The organism is Streptomyces adustus (assembly GCF_009377175.1).
Taxonomy (GTDB): domain Bacteria; phylum Actinomycetota; class Actinomycetes; order Streptomycetales; family Streptomycetaceae; genus Streptomyces; species Streptomyces adustus.
Genome location: NZ_VJZD01000055.1, coordinates 17,706 through 44,688 on the forward strand (window position 1 = coordinate 17,706; position 26,983 = coordinate 44,688).

Annotated in this window: 11 protein-coding genes, 2 pseudogenes and 2 CRISPR repeat arrays; of the genes and pseudogenes, 8 read left to right on the top strand and 5 right to left on the bottom strand. The window is 67.0% G+C overall.

The window, feature by feature from the left end:
- Nucleotides 1-306 precede the first annotated feature (306 nt).
- Complete coding sequence (locus tag FNH09_RS16335) at nucleotides 307-657, top strand: hypothetical protein (protein WP_152888486.1); 351 nt, start codon at nucleotides 307-309, stop codon at nucleotides 655-657.
- 425 nt (nucleotides 658-1,082) lie between these two features.
- On the opposite strand, the pseudogene FNH09_RS48540 reads toward FNH09_RS16335, so the two are convergent.
- The 3 genes and pseudogenes from FNH09_RS48540 to FNH09_RS16350 form a co-directional block, all read right to left on the bottom strand.
- Nucleotides 1,083-1,479, bottom strand: a pseudogene (locus FNH09_RS48540) (cytochrome P450); the annotation flags it as partial.
- Between the two features lie 269 nt (nucleotides 1,480-1,748).
- Nucleotides 1,749-1,979: a hypothetical protein gene (locus FNH09_RS16345; RefSeq protein WP_152888488.1), complete on the bottom strand. Its 231-nt coding sequence runs from the start codon at nucleotides 1,977-1,979 to the stop codon at nucleotides 1,749-1,751.
- Between the two features lie 203 nt (nucleotides 1,980-2,182).
- Nucleotides 2,183-2,401, bottom strand: a pseudogene (locus FNH09_RS16350) (transposase); the annotation flags it as partial.
- Nucleotides 2,402-2,504: 103 nt separating this feature from the next.
- On the opposite strand from FNH09_RS16350, the gene FNH09_RS16355 reads away from it, so the two are divergent.
- The 4 genes from FNH09_RS16355 to FNH09_RS16370 all read left to right on the top strand — a co-directional run bounded on the left by FNH09_RS16355 (nucleotide 2,505) and on the right by FNH09_RS16370 (nucleotide 6,559).
- The gene (locus tag FNH09_RS16355) at nucleotides 2,505-3,272 is read left to right on the top strand and encodes a transposase (protein ID WP_152888490.1); all 768 of its coding nucleotides are present in this window, start codon (nucleotides 2,505-2,507) and stop codon (nucleotides 3,270-3,272) included.
- A gap of 95 nt (nucleotides 3,273-3,367) precedes the next feature.
- On the top strand, nucleotides 3,368-4,231 hold the full coding sequence (locus FNH09_RS16360; RefSeq protein ID WP_152888492.1) for a hypothetical protein: 864 nt from the start codon (nucleotides 3,368-3,370) through the stop codon (nucleotides 4,229-4,231).
- Between the two features lie 200 nt (nucleotides 4,232-4,431).
- Nucleotides 4,432-4,830 carry an amidohydrolase family protein gene (locus FNH09_RS16365; RefSeq protein ID WP_162468672.1) on the top strand — a complete coding sequence of 133 codons (399 nt, stop codon included), beginning with the start codon at nucleotides 4,432-4,434 and terminating at the stop codon, nucleotides 4,828-4,830.
- 295 nt (nucleotides 4,831-5,125) lie between these two features.
- Entirely contained in the window at nucleotides 5,126-6,559 is a 1,434-nt protein-coding gene (locus FNH09_RS16370) for an IS1380 family transposase (protein WP_338017587.1), read from the top strand.
- Between the two features lie 2,108 nt (nucleotides 6,560-8,667).
- On the opposite strand, the gene FNH09_RS16375 is transcribed toward FNH09_RS16370, so the two are convergent.
- Nucleotides 8,668-11,163, bottom strand: coding sequence for a DEAD/DEAH box helicase (locus FNH09_RS16375; protein ID WP_420802757.1), 2,496 nt, complete (start codon nucleotides 11,161-11,163; stop codon nucleotides 8,668-8,670).
- A gap of 114 nt (nucleotides 11,164-11,277) precedes the next feature.
- Nucleotides 11,278-11,958, bottom strand: coding sequence for a GntR family transcriptional regulator (locus FNH09_RS16380; RefSeq protein ID WP_152888499.1), 681 nt, complete (start codon nucleotides 11,956-11,958; stop codon nucleotides 11,278-11,280).
- Between the two features lie 89 nt (nucleotides 11,959-12,047).
- Here FNH09_RS16380 and FNH09_RS16385 point away from each other — a divergent pair, with 89 nt between their 5' ends.
- The 3 genes from FNH09_RS16385 (at nucleotide 12,048) to FNH09_RS16400 (ending at nucleotide 20,608) form a co-directional block, all read left to right on the top strand.
- Entirely contained in the window at nucleotides 12,048-12,515 is a 468-nt protein-coding gene (locus FNH09_RS16385) for a hypothetical protein (RefSeq protein ID WP_152888501.1), read from the top strand.
- 354 nt (nucleotides 12,516-12,869) lie between these two features.
- Nucleotides 12,870-13,940 (top strand): type I-E CRISPR-associated protein Cse1/CasA, encoded by a 1,071-nt coding sequence (locus FNH09_RS16395; RefSeq protein ID WP_238426709.1) that lies wholly within the window; start codon nucleotides 12,870-12,872, stop codon nucleotides 13,938-13,940.
- A gap of 104 nt (nucleotides 13,941-14,044) precedes the next feature.
- Nucleotides 14,045-20,608, top strand: a complete 6,564-nt coding sequence (locus tag FNH09_RS16400) for a toxin glutamine deamidase domain-containing protein (protein WP_152888505.1) — start codon at nucleotides 14,045-14,047, stop codon at nucleotides 20,606-20,608.
- 338 nt (nucleotides 20,609-20,946) lie between these two features.
- A CRISPR array of direct repeats spans nucleotides 20,947-25,311; the repeat unit is 29 nt; unit sequence CGGGACACCTCCGCTCGCGCGGAGCCGAC.
- A gap of 90 nt (nucleotides 25,312-25,401) precedes the next feature.
- Nucleotides 25,402-26,650: a CRISPR direct-repeat array (repeat unit 29 nt; unit sequence CGGGACACCTCCGCTCGCGCGGAGCCGAC).
- Nucleotides 26,651-26,983: the final 333 nt, after the last annotated feature.

Sequence of the window (26,983 nt, forward strand, 5' to 3'; positions counted from 1 at the left end):
CCCTTGTGGGATGGTGCCGGGTGCCTCACCGGACCGGCGCGATGCTGGCCGCCAAGTTCGTGAAAGCGACCGGCCGAATCTACTGTGAAGAACGTCGAGCAACCTGTGTTCTTGCCATCGATACGACTCGAGCGGTACTCGCGAAGGCTGATGGGACTGGTTTCGCGTGCCCGGGGGAACCGCGGTCCGCACCTTGCGAGAAGAGTGGCGCTCGGGGCCACGGTCACCGTGCTGGGGGCCGCGGCCGTCTTCGCGACGTCCGCGTCGCACTCCTCCGTGAACCAAGGGCGTCGCCACGACGTGCCCGTGGCCATCGAGGCCGGCTCCGTATGCACATCGCTGACGGACCGCCGCTACGAAGTCTCCTGCGGGACGACCGCGTTCGGAGACATCCGCTACAACTGCACCGCGGGCCAACGCGTCAGATGCCCGCGCACCGCCGCTGTGACCTTGCGCAATGTGGGGCGGATACCGATGGCGGTCATTGTGGTGAGCGGCGTGCGCGAGGGGGACCGACGCTTTGCGCCTCCCACTGCTCTCGCTCCGGGAAGCACGGTGACACTGCGTCCGCGCCCCGAGGGCGGGTATTTCTTCGACATCCTCGTTCGCTCGGTGAAACCCGGCCACGGCGTAGTGAAGGTCCTGGCTGTCCGCTGACGCCCCTCGGTGCCGGATGCCAGCCCGAACGACAGCTGCGTGGTGGGGGAGCGGCCCTTGTACCGTCAGGTGGACATGGGCGTCGCCGCGTGGACCGAGTGCCGGCGAACGTGCGAGCGTACGTCGGGCCATGGTCTACGCCTTTGCGTGACCGGCGTCGAAGCAAGACCTATACGGGAGCCTGCCAGACGGTCACCTGACGTTAGCCTCGCGCTTTCATGAAGTGGACTGCCCGGCAGGCGTTCAGGAAAGCAGAAAGTACCTCTGAACAGCAAGAATGAGGACTGTCGAGGTCCTTGTTCCTGCCGAAATCAGAGGCACTTCCCAGGTGTAGCACTCTCTCGGGTTTTATCCCCGTGTCCGCGTCCAGGACGACGGCCGCCAGGACGTCTCCCAGGCGCCACATGAACGTGCGCCACTGGGCCCGCGCTTAGCACCTCCACCATCTCCCGGTTGGCCGCCATCGCCTCGGCCGGGCCGATGTCCGTGGCCACGATCTGGTTGGAGAGGTGGTGCAGCCGGTCGTGGTGGGCCTCGTCCACACCCAGCAGTTCGCAGATCGACGACGCCGTCCTCGGCGGCGGCCCCTTCCAGACCGTTCAGCAGACGGGACGTCAGCTCCACAAGGTACGAACGGAGTTCCTCGACCCGGCGGGCCGTGAATGCCTTACTCATCAGCGACCGCAGCCGCCGGTGGTCGGCGCCGTCCGCGGTCGTCATCCCCTGCACCGCGGCGAACGTCTTAAGCGGCCAGCCATCGGCTATCTCCCCGGCCTGGAGCGCAGTGAAGTGCCCTGCGTCGGGGTGCGCGAGGAACTGTTCTCTCCGCTAGGCGGAGGTGTCCCGTGCCGGGAGTGGTGCAGCTGCAGCTGCGCGTTGCTGGTGGCGGTTGCGCGGAGGGTGGGAGCATGTCGGTGCAGGCGGACCGTCTGGCGCGGGAGATTGCTGGGCGGACCCTGTCGGAGAGCTGACAGCACTCACGGTCCGGCCGGCAGAGCGCATCCGGGAGCGGTGCGCAACGGAGTGCGCAACGCCGGTGAGGCCGGCTGCCGGTGCTGCGCAGATTCGGCGAGACCGGCGTGTGTAGTCGTTCAGGTCGGTGTGCGCAGCCGCATCGGGGAGGGGTGGCTGCGCAGTTCGCACTCCCACGCAAGCGGGTTGCGCATGCGTTGCGTGATCGGCTGGGCAGTGCTGTGGCCTGCGTGGTTGGGGTCTGTGTAGTCGTGGTCGGGGTTCATGGTCGGCCCCGCACGGTGCGGTGCGCAGGGCAGCGTATTGCGCCGATGGGCGTCCTTGAGGAACGCGAGCCCGGTCTCGGTCACCGTCAGACCATGACCGACCCGCAGCCGCAATGTCGTGGGATCGGACGCGGTCTTCGGCGCCCGCCGTCCACGGAATTCCGGCCAGTCGGCAGCGACTTGCACTCCATAACCGGTCGGGAACCACACCTGAGTGCGGCCGGCCCGGGCCGGCGTGATCCGGCAGCGTCCTCGGCGGCCTGCACCCTCGACAGCAGCATCTGCTAGGTCCCGTCCGCCGACCAGCGGCGATGACGCTTGTAGACCGTCTCCCACGGCCCGAACCGCTCCGGCAGATCCCGCCACTGCACCCCCGTACGCACCCGGTACAGCACCCCGTTGATCACCCGGCGGTGATCACTCCACCGGCCCCCGCGCGTACCACCACGAGGTAAGAACGACTCCAGCCGATCCCACTCCGCGTTCGTCAGATCACCGCGTCCCATGCAGCCAGCCTGCCGCCAACACCCCACTCATGTAAGGAGATCCGAGAAACAGTGCCTAGAGGTTGTCCCGTAACCGGTGAGGCGGTTGGTGCGTTGGCTGGGCATGGGTGGGGTGATCTCAGCAGGTGATCCGAAGTGGATCGAGCCGTTCTCGGGTCTGAGCGAGGTGCAGTTCGGCAGGTTGGTCGCGTTGGTGCGGCGCCGTGGTGGCGACGTGCAGCGTGGCCGGCCCTGGCGGCTGTCGCTGGAGGACCGGGTGCTGCTGGTGGCGACGTATTGGCGTACGAACCTCACGTTGCGGCAGGTGGCGCCGTTGTTCGGGGTGTCGAAGTCCGCGGCCGACAGAATCCTGGACCACCTCGCACCTCTGCTGGCGATCTCGCCGGCGCGTCGGCCGCGCAAGGACACCGTGTACATCGTCGACGGCACCCTGGTACCTACGCGCGACCGTGCTGTCGCCGCTTCCAGCAAGAACTACCGGTACTCGACGAACCTGCAGGTTGTCATCGACGCGAACAGCCGCCTGGTGGTGGCGGTAGGCCTGCCGCTGCCGGGCAGCCGCAACGACTGCCGGGCGTTCACCGAATCCGGCGTCGACCGGGCCTGTCGGGGTGCACCGACCATCGCCGACGGCGGCTACCAGGGCACCGGCCTGCTCATCCCGCACCGCAGACGGCGAGGTCAGACGCACCTGAGCCCGCAGCAGGAGGCGGAGAATGCCGTCCACCGCCGGGCGCGAGCCCGGGTGGAGCACGCCCTGTCCCGACTGAAGAACTGGAAAATCCTGCGGGACTGCCGACTGAAGGGCAACGGCGTTCATCAAGCCATGCTCGGCATCGCCAGGCTCCACAACATGGCCCTCACCGGATAACCGACATCTCATACGGGACAACCTCTAGACGCTGAACGGTCGGTGCCGCCCATGCGTCGGAGGAGGGACACGACGGTCGCAGAACTGGGGTGGAGATGCGCAAGGGGTTCGCGGTGGCGGTGGTTCTGCTCGGCTTGGCGGCCGTTGGGTGCGACGGCGGGATGCGGGACGGCCTCGTCGTCACCGGCACGCCTCCGGCCACGCCGTACGCCGGGCGGCTGGACGTGCCGTTCAAGGAGAGCGCCGATGGCAGCGCGGCAGAATTCGAGGAGAGTTCGGGTGCGGCCGGACGTGCACTGGAGTGCGACGGTGAGATCTACTCGGGCAGCGGGGGTGACGAGTGGGGCAAGAGCGACGGCGGCTCGACGCCGGAGGAAGGTCTGAACGCGTACTTCGACATGAACCAGTCCGAACTACCCGACCGCGGCTACCGGGTGGAGCGCAAGGGCGAGGGGCGGGTCCTGTTCTCCTACGACGTCGGAGGCCAGACCAAGGTCGCCGTCGTCGTCGCCAAGGACCAGCCGAACCGGCCCGGTTGGGGCCCGGAGACCAGCGCCTCCTGCGACCCGTCCGAACTTCCGGCGAGCTTCACCGACACCAAGTTCGAAATCTGGACCGACCGGGACGGCCAGCGCGTGCCCACGACGACGGTGAGCAGCTATGCGGGGTCGGAGCACTGCGACTGGGAGAGCGTGCATTTTCTCGCGCTGGACGAGGGCGAGGACGCCAGGCAGTACGCCCGCGATCCGGACGGGGCGCTGGGGGATGGTGAGCTGCTGACCTCCGCTTACGACGGAGACGTCCGTATGCCCGCCGACGCGCGCGACACCGGATACCGCTTCGGCGACTGGGCGCTGTGGCTGACGGACGACAAGGCCACGGCGTATGTACGCACGTCCGGTCCGTCCGGCGCGGTGGAAGCGTGGCCCGCCGCGAAGGAGTGGGTGGCCTGCAGGTGAGGGGTGAGCGGCAGGTGTACACCGACACTGCTTGAGGATCCCGGTGACGTGGCCGTGGGATCGCCAGGTGCGCCGCCGCTTCACCACGCGCCGTTCGTCCGTGCGCAGAAGCCCGAGGCTTGACCGTATCCAGGTCGGGCAAGCTACCGGCCTCCCTACCATTCCTCCTACTGGCACGTGCGATGCGCTGCGCATTATTTGTGCAGGTCAAACCCGTTGTCCGTCCCCGACCATGCCTGCCCTACAACATCTGGCGGATCGACAACCGGCTTCGCCTGGCCGCCACGCCTCCCGAGTTGCGGCACCCGGTGAGCGAGTATTTCCGGCGCAACTTCTCGATCACCACGAGCGGGCATTTCTGCACGCCGAGCCTGCTGGCCGCCATCGCCCTCCTCGGCGACGACCGGGTCATGTTCTCCGTCGACTACCCCTTCGAGGACATGGCGCAGGCCGCAATCTGGTTCGACGGCCTCGACCTGCCCGACGGTCAGTGGCGGAGCATCGCCCACGACAACGCCGTGGTGTTGCTCGGACTCCGGGACCTGCTGCCAGCAATACCGGCAGGCCGCGGCGCCGCATCGGGCCTCAGTAGCCGTTGACGTTCCGATTTTGAGCGGTCTCCGTCGAGCGGGAGTCCCGATCGAGTGGCCGCGGGGCGCTTGGCGCATACGAGCGGGGTTTCCTGAACAGCTCGGTGGTGTTGAATCACCGAGCTGTTCAGGAAACCCCGCTGCCGGGCCACCCCCCCCGCCGAGGTGACCCGATAAGGACTGACTCAGCCCGGGCTGCTCAGCGGAATTCGGTGATCTGGCGCTCCGATAGAAGAAAGGCGCCCGTGACCTGCGAGGATGCGATTGCTGAAGTCGGATCCGGTGCAGAAGTCAGGACACCTTTGTGGTGCGCAACACTACCGCGTGGGACCACGGTCTGAAGGTCGGGGCGGACGGCAAGGGCATGGTCGGACACAGCGGGGCAGTCCTGCTCCGCCGCCTCGCGGACAGGAGCGGGCTGGTCACCGCGCTGACCGGGGTGTTCCCCACAGGTGGGAGCGGGTGGCGGGACCGAGCCGTGGTCTTCGTCCACCTCGCGATATCGATCGCGCTCGGCGCCCGCAACGTCTTGGAGGCCGAACACCTCGGCCGCCATCAGCACTGGCTGTTCGGACCGGTTGCCTCGGACTCGACGGTCCGCCGTCTGCTGGCCGGCTTGGACGAGGACATGTTCGCCGCGCTGTCGCGGGCGAGGGCGAAGGCCCGCCGGATCGTGTGGACCTGGCTGGCCCTGCGTCCGCAGGCTTTCGCCTGGCTGACCATCGCCGGGAAACTCCTGAAGGGGTGGGTGATCGTCGACATCGATGCCACGATCATCACCGCCGCCTCGAAGAAGGAAGGCGCATCGCCCACCTTCAAGCGCACGTTCGGCTTTCACCCGCTGGCCGCGTGGTGCGCGAACACGCAGGAATGCCTGGCCATGCTGCTGCGGCCGGGCAGTGCCGGATCGAACACCGCCGCCGACCACATCACCGTCGTCGCCCAGTCCCTGCACCAGATCCCGGGCTCCTCCAGCGCGAAACTCCTGTTCAGGGTCGACGGCGCAGGCGCCACCCACGACCTGCACGAACACTTCGAGAAACTCAACACGATGCGGCGGCGGGTCCGCTTCACCACCGGCTGGACGATCACCGAGGCGGACGAGGCCGCCATCGCCCAACTCCCCGAAGCGGCCTGGGAGACCAGCCTCAAGCAGGACGGCAGCCCGCACGATCCGGACCACAGCGGCGTGGCCGAACTGACCGGCCTGAACCGGCGGGAGGGCTGGAGCGACGGACTGCGGCTGATCGTCCGCCGCGTCCGCCCGTCGGGCCGCCACACCGAGAACCTCACCGACCTGGAGAAGAAGACCGGCTGGAAGTACTCGGTCATCGCTACCAACATCACCAAAATGTGGGGCATCCCCGGCTCGCACCAGATCCAGTGGATCGACGCCCTGCACCGGCACCACGCGGTCGTCGAGGACCGGGTGCGGACGAACAAGGCGATGGGCCTGCACAACCTGCCCGCCAAGTCATGGACTATGAACCGAGGTTGGACGGCCGCTGCGAACCTCGCCGCCGACCTGGACTCCTGGCTCCGTCTCCTCGCCCTGCACGACCAGGACGGCCTGGCCGACGCCGAACCCCAGACCATGCGCATGCGGATCTACCACCAGACCGGCCGCCTCGCCAGGCACGCCCGACTCCGGCACCTCCGCCTCGAGGCGACCTGGCCGTGGGCGAAGGCGTTCACCCTCGCCTGGGAACGGCTCGCAAGTCTGCCCCAGGTCACCTGACCAGCACGTTCGATCCCAGCAAGGACCAGGAAGGAGGAGAGCCGCAGTTTCCGGGCCGGTGGAACCCGGCGCAGCCGCAGCGACACGCGACGACCCCGCCCGTCCTCCAGCGGAACAAAACGGGGCGAACTCACTGACTCGCACGGCCGCGATCACCACTGACGAATCGAGGCTGACTCCCATCACCGGCTTGCAACGTCATTTTCCTGGACGACTTACTCCAGTCTGTCCGCACGCATTAGCTCGTGCAGTGTGCCGCGTGCAGATCTTCATGCCGCAGCTGCGCCGCCTGTGTAGGTTTGGTTGAAAGCAGTATGGAATTGGCAGCTCCCTCGATGAGCCACCGTCTATCAACCAGATTTCGCACAGAAGGACTTTGAGGCATGGTAGTTGCCTGAATTACCTACGCATTCCCTTCATGCTTGACGCATTGAGGTGAGCATTGCGATGATCTTAGTCGCCCTTTGATTTTCGACTGAGGAATTCAAATAATGCGCACCTCTAGTATCCGGAAATGGACGATATGAGAAATATACGAGTTTTTAAGCGGCTTTCAGTGGTCGCTGCGGTGGTTGCACTGGCCGGGGTCGCAACAATGCAGTCGGCTTCTGCTGCACAGCAGTGGGCCGGGTACGACCAAGTCCAGGCTCAAGTGGATACCACGCCAGGCAATGGAGCTGCCAGTTGGGTCTGGGGATACGTGGCCGACCCCGGCTGGGACTCTCTGGTCAGGGGCAGCGTCGACTACATGTATGCAGATGGCACCACAAACTCTGTCTGGATCAACAAGGGACAGGCACTCTCCATCAACACCAGTCAGCGAGTCGTAGGAATCCGTGCCTGCGAGGAGTGGCGCACCTGGGATGGCACGGATTCACGATGGTGGTGGGAGTGCGGAGACTGGTCCTGGGCCTGAGAACTCTCAGACCCAGGAATGGGTAAACACGCCGCACTCGCTCTGAATCGGGTATGCATGCCCTTGTGGATACTGGGCTTCCGCGTCTCGATATTGAGCATAACCAACTAATCATCTCGCACTCGGAAAGCGGCAGATGTTTGTTCCCCCCTCCGATATCTGAGATCCTCGGCCAGTAAGGTTCATCCAGAAGCTTGATCGCGAGGGCTGGTGGTCAAAATGCCGAGATGTGCGGCTTTTGATGCGTTGGTGAAAACGTGAGTGAAACTTCTCTGCCGCGGGCTCGCCAGCGGCAGAGAAGTGGCGAACACACCACTGATGGGCGTCGTGGGTTTTTCAGTGGTGTGGCGTCACGGGTTTTCATCGCTGGCAGTGAGCGTGGGCTGGGATTATTTCTGGGGTGGTGAAAGGGGAGTGTCGTCGCTTTGGTGAAGACACGTGTCGTTTTCCCGGTGTTGTAGCGGTGTCGTCTTTCACCCGGGAGACAGCACCGGAGCGCCAGCGAATTTCCGTCCCGACTCTGCCGCCGGGCTGACGCCGGCGAGGCGCGCCCCGGTCGACCAGGAGCACGAGGTTGCGCCACGGGTTGCGCCTGGCTGTTGCGCTGAGGGTTGCGCCAAGAATTGCGCCTACTGTTGCGTGGCCCGCAGGACCGTCCCCGTGGCCGCGCAGGTCACCATGCCGTTCTGCCGTGGTCGGCCTGCTGACATCCCCGTTGCGGCTGCTCTGCCCATATTCCTTGGCTGGAGTGAAGGAGGAAGGGACGGGCGGGATGGGCGGCGCGGCCGGGGATCGGGGCGCGCTCAGCCGGTTGCGCGTCGGCCGGGGCCGCCGCGCCTTGCCGCTGTCAGCCCGGCGGTGGAGCCGGGACGGAAGTCGCCGGCGTCCCGGTGCTGTCCTTCCGGTGCTGAGCCCCACCAAGGGGTGAGGTGGGAGGGCCCCGCCGGATGGAGCAGCGCGGCGTCCTGACCCGCGACGGCCCCGGCTGGCGCACCTGCCGCCTGACCCAGTAACCAGGGCCCGAGACGAGGGCGGGCAGGGAAGCTTTCGGGAATGACGAAGGGCCAAAAGGGCAGCCCTTACGATACGAATTCCAATATGCCTGAACATGAGCTCATTTCTGGGGATCATGTGAAGTCAGGGATGGCCCGCCTTACGCCCCCGCCGTGGCGGGCCATCCTGTGCGGCCGTTCTAGGACCAGCGCATCCCCATCTGGTCGAGCTCGGCACGGCGTTGTGGACTGAGTTTGGCGGCCCGGCGGCGGGTGTTGTCCAGGAACGCTCCGAGCTTGTGTTCGATGCCGTCCACGATCTCCACCGCCTTGCGGGGCACGGTCAGATGGCCTTCCCGCGCGTGGAACTGGCGGGCGGCCGCGAGGTTGGCAGCCCACCGCGCGTCCTGCGACCGGGGCGCACCCGCCACCAGCTCACCCTCCGCCGGAGGCTCGATCCCGACACTCTCCAAAAGCCACTGCTGCGCAGGCATCAGCTTGTCCCACCCAGCCCGCTGCCCGGCCACCCACGGCCCCAGATCCTCGCCCTGGACGATGAGTTCACCGGCCCCGGCTGGGAGCGCGCCGCCCGCCTTCACGTGCGCGAGGGTGAGCCGGTAGGCCCGCTGCCATCCGATCTCCCATGACGTCGGGCACCAGCCCGGGTCCAGGTCGGCCAGCGCCTCCGCCCGCGATTCCGGCAGCTCTCCGGCATAGGAGACGCCCGTTTCCCCGGCCGCGCGTCGTTCGGCGTTCTCCGCCGCCCTCCTGGCCCCTGCACGAGCGTTCTTGAGCCACACCCCGATGGGGAAGTCGTCGAAGACGGCCGTGGTGGGCGGGAGCAGGTGCGCGTGTGCTTCGGCGTAGGCGCGGGCGACGGCGAGGCCGGCCTCCCACGCGGACGCCTGCACCGACCACACCATCCCCAGCGCCTCCAGCTGCTCCACGCGGGCGGCCTCCAAGGTCCCGGCCGCGTAGTACCGCCGTTGATCCGCGATCCACACCCCCAGCGGATGCATTCCGGCCGCGCCCCACGCCTCCGGGGAGACGAACGTGTACGGCACCCGCAGCTCGCTGCTGCCAGTCTCGCGCAGCCACCGGGTGGCCACCTCGATCCCGCGCCGCCAGTACGCGGCTTCGGGGTCGATGACCCGCAGCCGCACGAACCGGGCGAGGGCGGCGGGGTCGCGTTCCTCGCTGAACCTGAGCACCCCGGCCGCCGCCTCACCCACCCGCGCTGCGTCCTCCTGGTCGTCGTCCCCGTCGTGCTGGCGGTCGTCCTGGTCGGGGTTGTCGTCCGTGTCCGGCTGAGGGTGGGCGTTGCGGACGCGGGGGTCGGCGAGTGCTTCGATCGTGTCTGTGTCGTGGGCCCGGAGCGCTCCGAGGACCTTGGCGAGGGTGCCGTAGGCGTTGGAGGTGAGCAGGTCGTTGGCGTCCTCGTCTTCCCCGAGGAATACAGGGACGATCAGCGTGGCAAGTTTCCCGACTCCGGGCCGCATCCGTAGGGCGCGCCCGACCATCTGCACGATGTCGACCATCGAGCCGCGGGCGTCGGCGAACAGGACCGCGTCGCATTCGGCGGTGTCGACGCCCTCACCCAGCACCCTCACCGACGACAGCACCCGCAGCTCCGCCCGTACGTCCTGGCCGTCGGCGTCCGGCCCTGTGAGGTAGTCGGAGGCGAACTCGTCCAGGACCTGGCGGCGGTGGGCGGGGGTGTGCTCGCCGTACAGCCATGCCGCCCACACCTGCTCCGTCGGCGGGAACGTCTCAGGGTCGTCCTCGGCGAGCCGGGCCGCGGTCACCGGCACGGCGGCCGCCATGGCTTCGGCTTCGCCGACGCGGCTGTGGAAGGACAGCACTCGGCGGAACCGTTCCTGGGCGGCCGCGCGCATGAGCCCTGTTTGGACGGCCGCGAGGCGGGCTCCGCGTACGGCGTCGGACCCGGTCACCTCGGTCGTCATCGCGGCGTACAGATGCGGGTCGCGGATGTCCAGGCACAGCACCTGATACGGCGCCACCAGACCCAGACGGATCGCCTCGGACAGCTTCAGCTTGTAGGCGACCGGCCCGAAGACGGGGGAGTCCTCGTCCATGGACGCCACCAGCCGCGGGCGCTCCCCGTCGGCCTCCCACACCCGCGCCGTGGCGGTCATGTACAGCCGCCGCACGGCCGGGATCTGCATCTGGTCGTGCACGGCCGCCCACGGCTTCAGCCCGTCCCCGCTCACGCGGTGCGCCTCGTCCACGACCATCAGGTCCCACACCGGCAGACCCGCGGCATGCGCCCGCTGGAGCGTGCCCATGCCGACCGACGCGTACGTCGCGAATACGGTCACCGTCTCGGGCCCGGCGGTCCACGCGATCAGTTCGTCGGGGTCCGTAGAGCAGGGCAGCCCTTGGCTGTCCGCACCCCGCAGGGAGCACACACCGATCATGGCGCCGCGTCGGCCGCCCGCACGCCACGCTGCGGCCATCTGCAACAGCAGGTCCAGGGTGGGCACCAGGACCAGCACCCGGCGCGCGGAGAGACGGCTCGCCGACTCCACCCCGATCAGCGTCTTGCCCGACCCGGTGGCGGCGATGACCTGGGTGCGCAGCCCCTCGGGCGGGATGCCCTGGCCGGGCTGTTCAGAGAGGTGGCGCAGGACGGCGTCGACTGCTTCGACTTGATGCGGGCGGAGAATGACGGTCACGATGGGGATCCTCCTGGTCGTGAGCTCTGGTGACTGGGTGGGCGGGCGGCCGTGCGCCTGGCAGTGGACGGCCGCCCCGCCAATCAGGCCCGGCAGATGCGTGGAGGATCAGGGCTAAATCGGCGGGCCGTCCGGGTCGCGCACCTCGCCGTGCTCGGGCCAGATCCGCAGGACGACGTCCTCATCGGCCGGCTGCGGACCGCCCGACAGTGCGATGCCGGGCTGGCCCTCGGGGCGACGGCCACCGTCCCGCAGGATCGCGCGGGCCGACTCGAGCAGGTGCCGGTCGGCATCGCTCACACCGTGCGCCACCAGAGCGCGGGCGGCCGACACGAACGCCTCGCTCATCCACCGCAGGACGTGCCGGTCGAGCCCGGCCAGGACGCCGACGTCCAGAGGACGCGGCGGCAGGGTCTCCCCGTCCTCCCGAGTTGTCCCCCAGCGCGGGCTCCCGCCGACGGCAAGGGCCGGCGGCTCGGGCTCGCCGGGGCCGAATTCCAGACCTGCGAGCGTCCGGCAGACGGAAGCCGCCGCCATCACATCGAGCACCGGATTCGACTCGAACGGGCCCGGCCGCGCCGTGGCGTACGTGCCGCTGCCCCGCGCGGTCCGGATCAGGCCGGACGCAGCGAGCTTGGCCAGCGCGGCGGCCGCGGTACCCGACGACACCCCGTAGGACCGTGCCAGCTTCGCCTGCGACGGCAGCCGTTCCCCGTCACGGATGGACCCCTGATGGATGGCGACGGCGAGGTCCCCGGCGATCAGTTCGGGGGAGTTCTCGGTGGATACGGTCATGCGCCCACTGTAGTCACAACCTGTCAATAAAATTGACAGATTGTGGAAAGTTCCCCGGCGTAAGTCGGGGTGTTGGTATCGGGTCTGTCATGAGCCGCAATGCCGCGGTGACGAGTGCCGGGTGGGGATACGGTCGTGGTGTCGTCTTCGGCGGGTTTGGGGGTGCTGTGGTTCCGGGGGCGGAGGACGCGGTGGGGTACGTGTTCGCGTGGCTGGTCCGTGAAGCCTGCGACCCGGCGGGGCCTGGGGATGGGGTGGCGGCCCGGCTGCACGAGCTGGTCAGTTCCCGGTTAGGACCGGATTCCGCACTGGAGCGTGCGCGAGAGGAGGCCCGGGAGGGCCGGGCGGAGCCGTCGCAGCACACGCGGCGGCGGCTGGCGCAATCCCTGGAGGAGGCCGCCGGACAGGACGAGGAGTTCGCCGCAGAGCTGGATCGGCTCGTGAAGCAGATGCAGCACCCGCACGGCCCCGCTGGCGAATGTCGTCAATCGCCGCTGCCGTCCCCACCCTGGAGCGGCAACGCTGAAATAGCTCACTGGCACAACTACGGGGAGTGATCGGAGCGCACCAGGGGCGCACGAAGGGCGTACCGGCCCTCGACACTCGGATTCACCCGCACTACGGCATGCTCTCCATCGTCAGGGGCGAATACGACCTCGTAGCCCACGGTGCTTCCCGACAACGCACAATCTGTGCCTTATCAGGCACGCCGCCCCAGTGAAGGGCTTTGAGCAGCAGTCCGCTTGACGCGTGCGCACATCATTGAATTGGCAAGGCCAAACCCGAGAGGCATGTCCAGGAAGGCGGCTCAGCGACGATACCCGGCCACCAGGGGGAGTTCATGCCGCTGCTGGGACGGATACTCCGCCTTGCCTCGTCGGTTCCAGCACAGCCTGAGGGCGGACCTTGAGATGTCACATGCGCGTGGGACGGAGGAGCCCGGCGGGGGCCTGTTGTTTGATCTGACAGGGCAGCGGTGGCTTCCGGTCCGGCTGTCGACAGGAGAAGAACTACTGTCCCTGTGCGCTCCAGTCGCGCGCGCGCATCATGCCAGGCGTCTCTCGGGCGATTTGCCGACACAGGACTTCGCACTGATACGGCTGCTCCTGGCCATCCACCAGTACGCCTTCGACGGGCCGCCGGGGACGCAAGCGTGGAATGAACTGCGGTACGAACGCGCCTCGTTCGCTGACGTCGAGGAGCACTTGACTGAGTACCGCGGACGGTTCGGCTCGCTGGACCCGCAGACGCCCTTATTCCAAAATGCCGGGCTACGCGCTACGCCGGGCGAGGTGTCCTCGCTCAACCGGATCACCGCAGACGTGCCTAACGTGACGCCTTCTGCACTCCGCGTCCACCTGGGGTGGCGCGGCTCTCATACGCCGAAACCGCCTGGTGGGTTGTCCACGCCCAGGCCTACGACACTTCGGGGATCAAGGCCCGGCCCCCGACACCGATACCCCAGACCTCGTCCCCGTACAGGCCGCTTCCGCCTCGGACGCGGTGGGCGCGCAGTTGTGGCCGACAACCTCCCCGAGGGAACCGGTGACGCTTCCAGCGGGCACATGGAACCCGCCTCTGCCCGCCTGGCCGGCTACGCCGCCGAAATCGAGCGCGCCTACGGCGACGACAACTGTCAGACCTGGGTCCTACGCATCGGACTGCCACCGTCAGTCTCGCCAACCTGGGCTCCGAAGCGCCCGGCTTGGCGCGACTGGTCGAGTCCGTCGGGGCCGCAGTCGCAAACTCCTGGAGCAGCGTGGACGAGTGTCGTGACATTCCTGTTGGCCGGCCCCTTGCAGTCGTGGGGGCCACGCCCGATTCGCCCGCCGCGGCACCGGCGATGCCATGTCGCTCTCCGAACGCTCTACCTCGCCGACGCCGCACCAGTCGCCGCGGTCGAAGGGCCCGCCACACTGATCGACCCTCTCGACAGGGCCCCGCACACACCAACATGCGCCCCAACGTCGACTCGGCGCTGACCGACGAACGCCGGCATGCCGCCGACTGGCACCAAGAACGCCACCGGAACCAGGGGGGACGTCCCATTGCGAGACCGGGTTGTCCCCAGTAGGGAGGAATCCTAGTGAACAATCGAGAAATCGCGCAGATCTGCTTTCGATTCCCGTCGGGCCTGAGTGGCGTTCTCTCCGGCGGGCAGAAGCTTCACGTTGGCGACCTTGTCGACTTCGTGAAACACGCTCACGACGCGCTTGAAATAATAAAGGACTCCGTGATCAAACCGCCTCGGGAGGTCACGCCGGAACAAGCTCTACAGACGCTGATGCGAATTCCATCACATCGCATAACCGAGGCCGCGGGGACGCTAGGGGGAGTGGAAAGGCTGATACTTGCCAAAGCATCTCACTCAATTCCGGACAGCGGCGGAACCGAGCGGTCGGTCGGCAACTGGAGACGGAGCAACTCCGATTTGTCAGCAGGCTCGCTCGAAAAAGCCCTGGGATCCGAGCCGGGGGATCGTCTGAATCAGAAGGCGTCCCCGCAGGCCGTGCTGGAGGAGGAAGCAGCCGCGGCGATCGAACAGGCTGTGAAGGATGTCGGCGTCGATGTGGAGGCTTTCACTGCCGACCCGAAAATGATCAACTGCGTGTCGCTGTTGCTAGCCCTTGTGAGAATTTGGTTCCCCGCGCCGGCGCTGGATGAGCGCGGCCAGCATCATGCGGCCGGTCATGCGATTCGGTCAGCAGTCGCTCTGGACGACCAGGTGGTGGGAGTCGCCAGCGCGGAGCGACGTCTTGTTCGTGGTCCGGGTTGGGGCAAGGTGACGTCCTGGGCCTCACTCGCCACGGCTTTGGAGAAGGCCGGTGTCGGAGCTACCGCACTGATCCTCGTCGCAAAGCGGTCGGAAGTCGGACACGCTTTCGCGGTGCGATATTCCGACCACGGCTTCTATCGAATAGATCTGCAGGCGCGGAAGGATCAAAGGGTCACTCCCGAGACATTCAATTTGGCGGATGTTTACGCTCGGGCTGTTGTCCTGGACCGGAACGGCCAGGCTATGCAAGAAACGTGGCAAGACTGGCTGCACACCCCGCATACGGACCGTGAGGCCTTGGTCGAACCTCCGCTTCGCCCAGGAGAATTCGGGGCTATTGGAATTGAAGTGGAAGATCTGCATCCCCTGAGTGGTAATGAATCCGATTGGCTGGACGGCTACAGCCTGGTTCTGGCGCGGCACGACAGCAGTCGGCTTGAACTGGTCGTTGACCATGCGCCGTTCTATCAGCTCAAAAACAACCGGATATACAATACGCGGGAGGAGGCGGAAGCGGCGATCGCTGCAGTAAAAGGAAAAGAAATCCCGGTGCAGAGGAAATTGCCCATCCCTGAGTTCAGGACCGCACCACTCAGGGTCCTGAAGGAGGAATCCGGACGTATTTCCCGGGAAGAGGGCATACGTGCATACCTGAAAGCCCGCAAAGCCCTGCGGCGGACGGACAAGGAAGACCGCGCGATCCCCCTGCGTGAACTCCTTCCCGCAGAAGAGTGGACCGTCTTTACGGACGATACGTTGCTGGTCTATCCGTCTCCGGCGGGAAGCCATCACGGCGCCTACACCCAGTTTACCGTCGGTGTACCCCTTGGCGGAGTGATCCATCTGCTGAGGGAGATGCGAGCTCAACTCGGCCAGCCTATACTCGAAATAGCGGTAGCCAGGAGCCAGCATTTCGCCGAAGAGGTCACGGCGCACTTCGCATCCCAACAGCTGAGGCGAACCGTGAATCTCACACAGCTTCCCTACCTGTCCGGAGTCCCCGGCGTCGACGAGCTGTACGGTTATACGTGGCTGATGTTCAGCCACGTCTCCGCCAATCCGCTTTGGAAGCGTTTCTTTTCGCCGCGAGCCGCGGCGATGGGCAGCGGCCCGGCGCCCACACTCCTAAAGAACATGCTCCCGGCAGCATTGCGAAATCCCTTCCACGTAGTGCGCAGTTCAACGAGCCCAGAGGTCCGCGGTTTCCTGCGCAAAAATGAACCGTTCATCGTAACGACGTTTGAGCGGATTCTGCACCAAATGATAGCCGAGTACCGGAGACAATACCCGGGACCGGATGACGCGCAGAATCTGTTGAATGAATCCCTGGCGAATTCTCGCAGCCTGACGAACAAAGACTATCTGATCTCCACGATCCGTGGGGAGACGCCGCAAGGAAAGAAAGTCGGTACGGCTGAAGCTGTCGGTATGACTGAATACGAAAAACTGGATGACAACCGTGGACGCACGCTGCCGCTGGTCCTGCTCGAACTCAGACACATTGCGAATTCCCTAAAAATGGATGACGACACGATAAAAGGCAAGGTGGAGGAGCTCGCCCGCGCCACGGAGTACGCGTACCGTATGGGCACGCGCTTCCAAAGTGATTCACCCAGTATCCAGCCCGCCGTGGTACACGCCATCCTCGACCATCCTCTGGTACAGGTCTTGGCCGAACTGGTCCCGCTGCTGGGGTATGGGAGAACACCCAATAGCGGGATGCAGCCACTCAGCCATGTCGAGAGTCAGAGTCTCGCGAACGCTGTCACATTCCACGTTCTAGGCCGATCCGCTCTTCCTGATTGGATACCGCAGCGACTCGAGTCCGTCCGCACCACGTTGAGTCGAGCGCTTGTGGACCGACGTTTGTTGCCGCAGGACCAGGTTACCCTGGATTACTTGGAAAAGGCTAGCCGTCTCCTCCGAAAGCCCAGCCCAATTTCCGGATCAGCGGCTCCTGCTCCTACCACCGCTCATCCCAGTCTTTCCACCGGCATCGACTTGCCGCGCCCTCACCGCTCCACCGCGCGCCGCGAGACAGCGCACAATTCCGATCCGAGATACACCTACATTGGCAGTGTCAATACGGACGATTCCTCAATCTCTGGACTTCTGGCCATTCTGCGGGATGCCCAGGGCCGAAACGCATCCGCTGAGCATCTCGGCACACTGTGGGCAAGCCTCGAAAGCTACCTGCACGTGATGTCCGAGAGTCAGCACCAAGAGTACAAACGCCTCAAGGAGCAGAAGGCGGAGAAACCCGTAGCGGCGCCACCAGAATCCGCCGACAGCCGCGAGTCCGAGACGAGCACGCACTCCCAAGGCGGATTCGGTGATCCGTCACGCGTTGCGCTGGCCCTGACCACCACTGCCCAAGCCGGTGGTACCGCGACAGAAGATCCCGTTACTCAGGGGCAGAACCACAGCGACACTCGGGCCCCCGAGTTCCGGCTCGACGAACAGAAAGAGCAGGGAATATACGCACCTCGGCAGCCCGCACCGGCGCCCCACAGCTCATCAGAAACCAAACCGCAGGCGTTTCTGAACGCCCCGCGCCCCGTCCATATCGCGAACCTCGTCGAGGATCCCACCAGTCGGCTAGCCGGCTCTGAGACCGAGGAGCCGCCAACCCGGGGGAACCTGGCCCTCACGACAGTCGAAGTGCCTACGACTGCCTCATCCTCGCTCACAGACCAGCATCCCGTTCTTGGGGCATTGAGTGAACCGGCGAACCGTACAGCCGCCATCCAAGCGCAGTCCTCGGCATTGCCTGCCGCTTCACGCGATCCAGGTCCGCTCCCAACCGCGCCGGACGCCGTACCGGGGGAGCAGTTCACCGAAGCCGACAAACAGGGACCGACGTGGGTGAATCGCGATACGCCCACGAGAGCGGCTTTGACGAAGGACGCCGCTGCGGCGATCACGCAGGCCACCAGGGACGCCGGCGTTGATAACGATTCCTTCGCCGCTGACCCGAAAGTGATCAACTGCGTTTCGCTTCTGCTGGCTCTGGTCAAGATATGGTTCCCCGCGCCGCCGTTGCACGAGCGCGACCGAGATCGCCCGGCAGGTCACGCGATTCGGTCAGCAGTCACTTTGCACGACCTTGAGGTCGGAATTACCGGTGCGGAGCAGAGTCTCGTTCGTGGACCGGGTTGGGGGAGGGTGACATCGTGGGACTCGCTTGCTACGGATTTGAAAAAGGCCGGCATCGGAGCTACCGCCCTGATCCTCGTCGCAAAACGCTCGGGAGTCGGTCACGCCTTCGCAGTGCGGTACACCGACGATGGTATATTCCGGATCGACCTGCAGGCGCGCAAGGACCGAAGGGTCAGCACTGAGAAGTTCGATTTTGTGGATGTTTATGCACGGGCCATCGTCATACACCGAATCGGTACGGTTGTGAAAGAGACGCAACGGCAATGGCCGCCTGCCCCGCACACGTATCGCGAAGCCCTCCTCGAACCCCCGCTGACCCATAGAGAGTTCGGCGCCATCGGCATAGAGGTCGAATATCTTCACCCCCTCGGCGACCTCAACGGCAAGAAATTTTCCGACCTGCCGTATGACACACTTCTGGCGCGGAACAAGCACAACCAACTAGAACTGGTTGTCGATCACGATATGTTCTACCAACTCGGTGATGGCCGGCTATTCATGAGCAAGCGGGATGCGCTAGGTGCGGCGGCCGGCCGGGAGACACCAACAGCGAAGTCTCTGCCAATCGTTGAGTTGGTGTCTGCGCCGATTAAAGCCCTTTTGACAGAACCGGGACGCATTTCCTCGTCACGGGGCATAGGTGGGATCCTGCGAGCCCGCGAGTTGCTGAGCCGGACAGACCGAGAGGGACACGCGATCCCCCTGCGCGAACTGTTGCCCGCGGAGGACTGGACCGTCTTTGCGGACGGTAAGTTGTTGGTCAACCCCTCTCCGGCGGGGCCCGGACATCCCGCCTACACCCAGTTCACTGTCGGTGTTCCCATCGGCGGAGCGAGTCGTCTGTTGGCGCAGGTAGAAGCCCGGCTCAGCGGATCAATGTCTCTCGACAAGGCAGTGGCGGGGAGCCGACATTTCGCTGACGATGTCACGAAACGCTTTGCGTCCCAGGTGCTGAAGCGGCACGTGGAGACTGGAGAGCTCCCTTACCTGTCCGAGGTCGCTGGTATCGACGAACTGTACGGATACGCGTGGCTGATGTTCAGCCACGTTTCCGCGACTCCGCTCCGGGAGCGATTTTTCCGGCAAAGGCTGATAAAAAATATGCTCCCTGCAGCGTTGCGTAATCCATTCCATGTGGTACGCGAGTCGCTGAGGCAAGAGGTCCGCGGCTTTCTGGAAAATCATGACAATGAGCGTTTCATCGTAAATAAATTCGAGGAGATTCTGCGCCAGAGGATAGCCGCTTACCGAACGGAATATCCTGGAGCGGACGATGCGCGAAATATATTGGATCAGGTCCTGCCGGATAGCGATTTGACGCATAGGGATTTTCTGATCGCCACGATTCGAGGGAGGACGCCGCGTGGCAGGAAGGTGTATCCGGATGAAACAGTCGGCATGCGGAACTTCGGGCGACTGGATACAAATGGGGGGCACGCGCGGCCGATGGTACTGCTTGAGATCAGAAACTATACGAATCGGCCAGAAATGGACGACAAAGCGCTACAGGCCAACTTCGACGATCTCGCCGACGCCGCGAGGCATGCGTACCAGGTAGCCGAACGTTTCCAGGATGGTCGGCCCGGGCTCACACCCGCCGTGGCATGCACCATCCTGGATCACCCCCTGGTGCAGACCTTGGTAAAGCTGGTACCGCTGATGGCGCGCCTGACAACACAGCGGCAGGAAACACCGCAGCTGATTTCCCGCCCCGAGCGTCAGGACCTTGCGGACGCCGTCATACGCCACGTGCTGGGTCAATCTCGCCTGCCTGATTGGATCCCGCAGCGGCTCGAAACCGTCCGCTCCTCGTTGCGTACGGCACTGACCGGACAGTGGTCGCCGCGGGACCGGCAGTACATGAAGGACACCTTGTACTACGTGGAAAAGGCCCAGGGTCTTCTCCAGTACGCCTCCGTTTCGAGATCCCGCTACGTCGGCATCGCCAACACGGACGATTCCTCCGTCTCCGGGCTGCTCGCCCTGTTGCGGGACGCTCTGGACCGAGGTACACCCGGTGAACGTCTCGAGCGTCTCGGCAAGCTGAGCAAAAGCCTCGACACCTATGAGCCCGTCATGTCCGAGAGCCAGCGTCAGGAATACGCACGCCTCAAAGAACAGGTAGCGACAGAATCAGTCCCGATGCGAGGCGCTGCCGTCGAGTCGGAGGCTGCGGGAAAGGTGAAGGAGGATGCGGCGGAATCATCCAGGAACCACGCCGATACTGTCCGCACCGATGCGCACCTCAATGAAGTTGAAAACGAAAGCCTTCATCGTGACGAACGTGACCAGGACGAGACTGATCGGGCACATACTCACGGGGACGCATCCGTGGCGATCATGCCCCCTGGCAACCCGCTCGGATTTGAATCCGCCGCGGTCGCACTATCGGAGAAGAAGCCGGAGCGGACGCCGTTGAGCTGGAATCCAGAGCGCAACCAGCACGTTCTCGATCCCAGCGCCGTGCGTACCGACAAGTCGGGTTTCATGAAGCAGGTCGGAGAGGCCGAGGGCCTGATCAAGAGTAGATTCCCGGGGGAGCTGCGTGGCGAGGAAATTCGGATCGGAATCGTATCGGCAGATCAAGTGTATGCCGATGACGACACAATTAACGCGGGGAAGTTCCTCGAAATGGTCGTCAAGCGGCTCCGCCGCACCATCATCCTCGACCTCAACGGCCAGACCGTGAACATTTGTGCACCACTCGAGCCGTAGGTCACGGTCTCAGGCAGGGTTCGTCTTTTGCTGGTTCACCCCACAATCCGGGAAAGCGGTGAGGGCCAAGCTTTTGCGTCCAAACCTGTGACACGGAAGGTTCACCGAGTGGTCGGCGTGGACGAGTACGCCCAGCGCAAGGGCCGTGTCCACGGAGCCGTGCTCGTCGGGAGGCGGACATGCTTGCGGCCTGGCTCGCCGAGTGGCCCGGCATCGAGATCGTCTGCCGTGACTGTGCACCCCTCTTCGCCGAAGGTGCCAGCCGCGACGGAGGCGGGCTGGTCCAGTGGCTGTTGGCGGCGACGCTGGTCAATGGCATCGGCGGTCAGCTCGGTCGACGGGACACCTCCGCTCGCGCGGAGCCGACGTCAGGCCCTCGTCCCTCAGCACCTCAAGAGTCGGGACACCTCCGCTCGCGCGGAGCCGACGGGGGTCTCCACGGGGGCAAGACTGCCCGCACCGGGACACCTCCGCTCGCGCGGAGCTGACTCCTCCATCTCCGTCTCGCGGGCCTCGATGTACGGGACACCTCCGCTCGCGCGGAGCCGACCCGTCCGCGAAGACATCAACCAGGGCCCAGCCCGGGACACCTCCGCTCGCGCGGAGCCGACGAGGGGCCGATGGGCGATCCGGCGCGCAGGATCGGGACACCTCCGCTCCCGCGGAGCCGACCCGGGCGACGAGGCGTTCATCCGGATCCGCGTCGGGACACCTCCGCTCGCGCGGAGCCGACGCTCGCGTGGTCATGGACCTCGACACCGACAGCGGGACACCTCCGCTCGCGCGGAGCCGACTATTCGCGGACCGTGTTCCCACCGTCCGCCGCCGGGACACCTCCGCTCGCGCGGAGCCGACGTGAAGATCGAGAGGCCGCAGGACACCGAGCGCGGGACACCTCCGCTCGCGCGGAGCCGACGGAACAAAGGACCGGCTTGAGGCCGGCTGTGGTCGGGACACCTCCGCTCGCGCGGAGCCGACGACGACGAGTTCGAGCAGGGCCGACAGGCCCCCGGGACACCTCCGCTCGCGCGGAGCCGACCTCGGACACGGTCCCCCCCAGTGACGGTTCTGGCGGGACACCTCCGCTCGCGCGGAGCCGACTCCGGTGGAGCGGAAGGAACCCTTGTCGACGGGCGGGACACCTCCGCTCGCGCGGAGCCGACATCCGGAAGAGCAACGGCAACGAGGCGATCCTCGGGACACCTCCGCTCGCGCGGAGCCGACATCCGGAAGAGCAACGGCAACGAGGCGATCCTCGGGACACCTCCGCTCGCGCGGAGCCGACGCTCAGGGACATCGACGCCACCGACATCAACGCGGGACACCTCCGCTCGCGCGGAGCCGACGCTCAGGGACATCGACGCCACCGACATCAACGCGGGACACCTCCGCTCGCGCGGAGCCGACACGGGGGAGCTCGCCAAGGCGACGCTGGCCGACGGGACACCTCCGCTCGCGCGGAGCCGACGTCGCCCATGGCCGCAGCTCCTAAGTTCAGGCCGGGACACCTCCGCTCGCGCGGAGCCGACACCGACGACGCCTACCCCGAGGCCACGCAGAACGGGACACCTCCGCTCGCGCGGAGCCGACTGGCGCTTGGGCTGCGCAGGCAGGTGCAGCGCCGGGACACCTCCGCTCGCGCGGAGCCGACAACTCGCGGTCCGCCACCAACACCCTGATGCGCGGGACACCTCCGCTCGCGCGGAGCCGACGGGAAGAACACCGCTTCGATCTGGAGCACGACCGGGACACCTCCGCTCGCGCGGAGCCGACTCGGACTGGCATCCGATCGAATACACCCGGGCCGGGACACCTCCGCTCGCGCGGAGCCGACGGTACGGCGGCCAGTGGTGCGGGCTACAAGAGCGGGACACCTCCGCTCGCGCGGAGCCGACGCCAGGACCAGCGGCACGATCACGTACGCCTTCGGGACACCTCCGCTCGCGCGGAGCCGACATGATGTCGCCCAGGACGCTGTCCCAGTCCGCCGGGACACCTCCGCTCGTGCGGAGCCGACTTAGCGCACCGGGCCTTCGCTCGTTCTCAGTCCGGGACACCTCCGCTCGCGCGGAGCCGACTCCCGGCCGACTGGAACGGCAGCCGCATGGGGCGGGACACCTCCGCTCGCGCGGAGCCGACCAGTGGGTACGGGAAGACATCGTCACCCACACCGGGACACCTCCGCTCGCGCGGAGCCGACGTGCCGAGCGTCGTCAGGCTCGCCCCGAGCCGCGGGACACCTCCGCTCGCGCGGAGCCGACGAGCGATCCTCCTCGACGGAGACGTGATCGAGCGGGACACCTCCGCTCGCGCGGAGCCGACCGAAGAAGGGAGCCCTGACCGTGGTCAGTGCTCGGGACACCTCCGCTCGCGCGGAGCCGACTCCAGCGTGACGGATCCGGTGGCCCCGTAGATCGGGACACCTCCGCTCGCGCGGAGCCGACGGCTCGGACGAAGGCCTGCGCGCGGCGGACGGCGGGACACCTCCGCTCGCGCGGAGCCGACATCGGCGGCACGCAGGTCGGCGGCGGCGTGCACGGGACACCTCCGCTCGCGCGGAGCCGACTCCAGCTCCGAGTACGTCTGGTCGACGGACAGCGGGACACCTCCGCTGGCGCGGAGCCGGCGGCCTGGACTCCCTGGCCGGGAAGATCTACGACGGGACACCTCCGCTCGCGCGGAGCCGACACGACGGCGACCGTGTACCGGGCACCCGAGCGCGGGACACCTCCGCTCGCGCGGAGCCGACCACGTGATCGAGGAGCGGCTGAAGCACTTGACCGGGACACCTCCGCTCGCGCGGAGCCGATGCCACCTCGGTCGGCGCGATCCGCTCCGCCGATGGGACACCTCCGCTTGCGCGGAGCCGATCCACAGGGCCGACAGCGGCGACCAGACGGCGGCGGGACACCTCCGCTTGCGCGGAGCCGACATCGGCGGCACGCAGGTCGGCGGCGGCGTGCACGGGACACCTCCGCTCGCGCGGAGCCGACGCCGGAGGCACCACCTACATCGGCCAGTGCACCGGGACACCTCCGCTCGCGCAGAGCCGACTCGGTCAGCACTCCGTTCGTCTGGTGCGAAATCGGGACACCTCCGCTCGCGCGGAGCCGACCTGCGTCTCAGGACGCCGGTCAGTAACGGGGTCGGGAGACCTCCGCTCGCGCGGAGCCGACGTCAGGCCCACGATCAGGCCCTTGCCGATGTCCGGGACACCTCCGCTCGCGCGGAGCCGACAGGGCCATGTACTCCTGGGCCTGGCCGTAGTACGGGACACTTCCGCTCGCGCGGAGCCGACGCGCTCATCATCGGCCCCGAGGGCAACGGGCCCGGGACACCTCCGCTCACGCGGAGCGGACCCGTTCGCCAGCTGCGCCGTCGCGCCCAGGGCTGGGACACTTCCGCTCGCGCGGAGCCGACCCCACCCCACATGCGCCAGAGGGCCGCTCCGACGGGACACCTCCGCTCGCGCGGAGCCGACGGCTCCTCGTTCTGGAACACGACCCCGTTCTTCGGGACACCTCCGCTCGCGCGGAGCCGACGGCATCCAGCACCGGCCCACCAGCGACGCCGACGGGACACCTCCGCTCGCGCGGAGCCGACCAGCGCACCGTCGGCCGGCGCGAGCTGCGTAACGGGACGCCTCCGCTCGCGCGGAGCCGACGATCTCCTCGGCCCGAGCGTAGAGCTCGGCACCCGGGACACCTCCGTTCGCGCGGAGCCGACGGATGGACGCGCTGGCCGAGCAGCCGGATCGCCGGTACACCTCCGCTCGCGCGGAGCCGACAAGGACGCGCCGGCCACCGTCCGGGACTCCAGCGGGGCACCTTCGCTCGCGCGGAGCCGACTCGGCCGCCCAGGGCAGGAGGACGCGGAGCCGCGGGACACCTCCGCTCGCGCGGAGCCGACCCGGTCGGCACGACGATGACGACCACGGACACCGGGACACCTCCGCTCGCGCGGAGCCGGCAGGAGGATCTGCTCGAGCTCGCCGACCAGGTACGGGACACCTCCGTTCGCGCGGAGCCGACGTACTGGGGTCGATCTTCCCGCGCTGCCACTCCGGGACACCTCTGCTCGCGCGGAGCCGACCCGCTCACTACCGGCACGGTCACCGACAAGACCGGGACACCTCTGCTCGCGCGGAGCCGACAGCGACGCTGTCAGGTGACGGCCTCGGTCGACGGGACACCTCCGCTCGCGCGGAGCCGACGCGAGGGCCTCGACCTTCGCCGACACGGCGAGCGGGACACCTCCGCTCACGCGGGGCCGACGGCGCCGGTGGAGAAGTGGCCGGTGACAGACATCGGGACACCTCCGCTCGCGCGGAGCCGACATGATCACCCCGTACCAGCCCGAGGACTTCACCGGGACACCTCCGCTCGCGCGGAGCCGACGCTGCACCGCTTCTGGAAGACCGGGAACGCGTCGGGACACCTCCGTTCGCGCGGAGCCGACGTGAAGATCCAGGACTCGGCCGACAATGTGACCGGTACACCTCCGCTCGCGCGGAGCCGACAAGGCCTGGCGCGGCGCGATGGGCACCGACGCCGGGACACCTCCGCTGGCGCGGAGTCGACGACACCCGCGCGAGCCTCCCTGCCGCCATGTGCGGGACACCTCCGCTCGCGTGGAGCCGACCGGAACACCTGGCACTCGGCCTGGGCGCGGTCCGGGACACCTCCGCTCGCGCGGAGCCGACTCGTCGGGGAGTCGGGGCTTTCCACGGTCGGGCGGGACACCTCCGCGCGCGGAGCCGGCTGCTTGCCCAGGTCGACCAGCGAGGCTGCCATCGGGACACCTCCGCTTGCGCGGAGCTTACGGCGAGTTGTACGGGGACGCGGACGGCAGCAGCGGGACACCTCCGCTCGCGCGGAGCCGACTTCCCGGTCGTCGTCCGCCGGCCGCTCGAAGCCGGGACACTTCCGCTCGCGCGGAGCCGACGCGATCAACAACAACAACTCCAGCTACAGCTACGGGACACCTCCGCTCGCGCGGAGCCGACCACGGAGGTGACATCAAGGCGCAGGCCGCCTACGGGACACCTCCGCTCGCGCGGAGCCGACGCCACGGTCCTGTCGTAGCCCGCGTACACCATCGGGACACCTCCGCTCGCGCGGAGCCGACAGTACGCCAAGTCCGAAGCCCTTGGCCGACTCCGGGACACCTCCGCTCGCGCGGAGCCGACACCAGCCTCGACGCCGTCGCCAACGATGCCCGCGGGACACCTCCGCTCGCGCGGAGCCGACTGGGGCGCCTACCACTGGGGCGCCGACGACGACGGGACACCTCCGCTCGCGCGGAGCCGACTCGAAGATCACGCTCCCGGCGATCCCCCTCAACGGGACACCTCCGCTCGCGCGGAGCCGACCCGGCCGGCTCGATCGTCGTCTGTGGCTGCTGCGGGACACCTCCGCTCGCGCGGAGCCGACAAGAACTTGGACGTACCGCGCCGCATGTACTTCGGGACACCTCCGCTCGCGCGGAGCCGACGGCCGTTGCCCCAGTACCAGCGCAGCCGGGCCTGGGACACCTCCGTTCATGCGGAGCCGACCAGGAGGAGCTCGAGCGGGACTGGCTCGACAGCGGGACACCTCCGCTCGCGCGGAGCCGACCATCTCGACGACGACCGGCTCGCCATTGCTGGCGGAACACCTCCGCTCGCGCGGAGCCGACTCCCGCTCCAGACCCTCGAGGATGTCCGGCCACGGGAGACCTCCGTTCGCGCGGAGCCGATGGCAGATCGAAGACGACCGTGGTGTTGCCGTCCGGGACACCTCCGCTCGCGCGGAGCCGACTCGGGGATTGGGCGGGCCATGGTGCCGTCGTCCGGGACACCTCCGCTCGCCCGGAGCCGACTCGACCGCTTCACCCCACGCCTGCGTGATCCGCGGGACACCTCCGCTCGCGCGGAGCCGACCGGTCAATCCGCGCGTTGGATCGGGCCGTCTCCGGGACACTTCCGCTCGCGCGGAGCCGACATGCCGTTGTACTCGCCGATCCAACGCGTGAACGGGACACCTCCGCTCGCGCGGAGCCGACGACCGCGGCGAAGCCGTCTGCGAGGAAGAGGACGGGACACCTCCGCTCGGGCGGAGAGCAAGTGGCGTCACGCATGATCTGCGCGGCTGGATTCGGATCACTTCCGCTCGCGCGGAGCTGACAGAGCCTTGGCGGTCGGTCCGGGGATCGGATCCGGGTCACTTCCGCTTGCGCGGAGTCGATGTGGTGGTCGAAGTCTCGCGGCTGGTCCGGCAGTTTGTCGGGGTTTTGTTGTCAAGGTGCGTGCGATGCGGGGCGCGCTGGTGGTGAGGTTACCGGTGTCGGGCGGGCTGTGTTTCTGTGTGGTGGTGCGGTCTTGGGGTTGTGTGGTGG

What these genes read in the sequence shown, in the direction of transcription:
- FNH09_RS16355 (WP_152888490.1), top strand. Translation starts at nt 2,505, where the DNA reads ATGGGTGGGGTGATCTCAGCAGGTGATCCGAAGTGGATCGAGCCGTTC.
- FNH09_RS16360 (WP_152888492.1), top strand. Translation starts at nt 3,368, where the DNA reads ATGCGCAAGGGGTTCGCGGTGGCGGTGGTTCTGCTCGGCTTGGCGGCC.
- FNH09_RS16380 (WP_152888499.1), bottom strand. Translation starts at nt 11,958, where the DNA reads ATGACCGTATCCACCGAGAACTCCCCCGAACTGATCGCCGGGGACCTC.
- FNH09_RS16385 (WP_152888501.1), top strand. Translation starts at nt 12,048, where the DNA reads ATGAGCCGCAATGCCGCGGTGACGAGTGCCGGGTGGGGATACGGTCGT.
- FNH09_RS16395 (WP_238426709.1), top strand. Translation starts at nt 12,870, where the DNA reads ATGTCACATGCGCGTGGGACGGAGGAGCCCGGCGGGGGCCTGTTGTTT.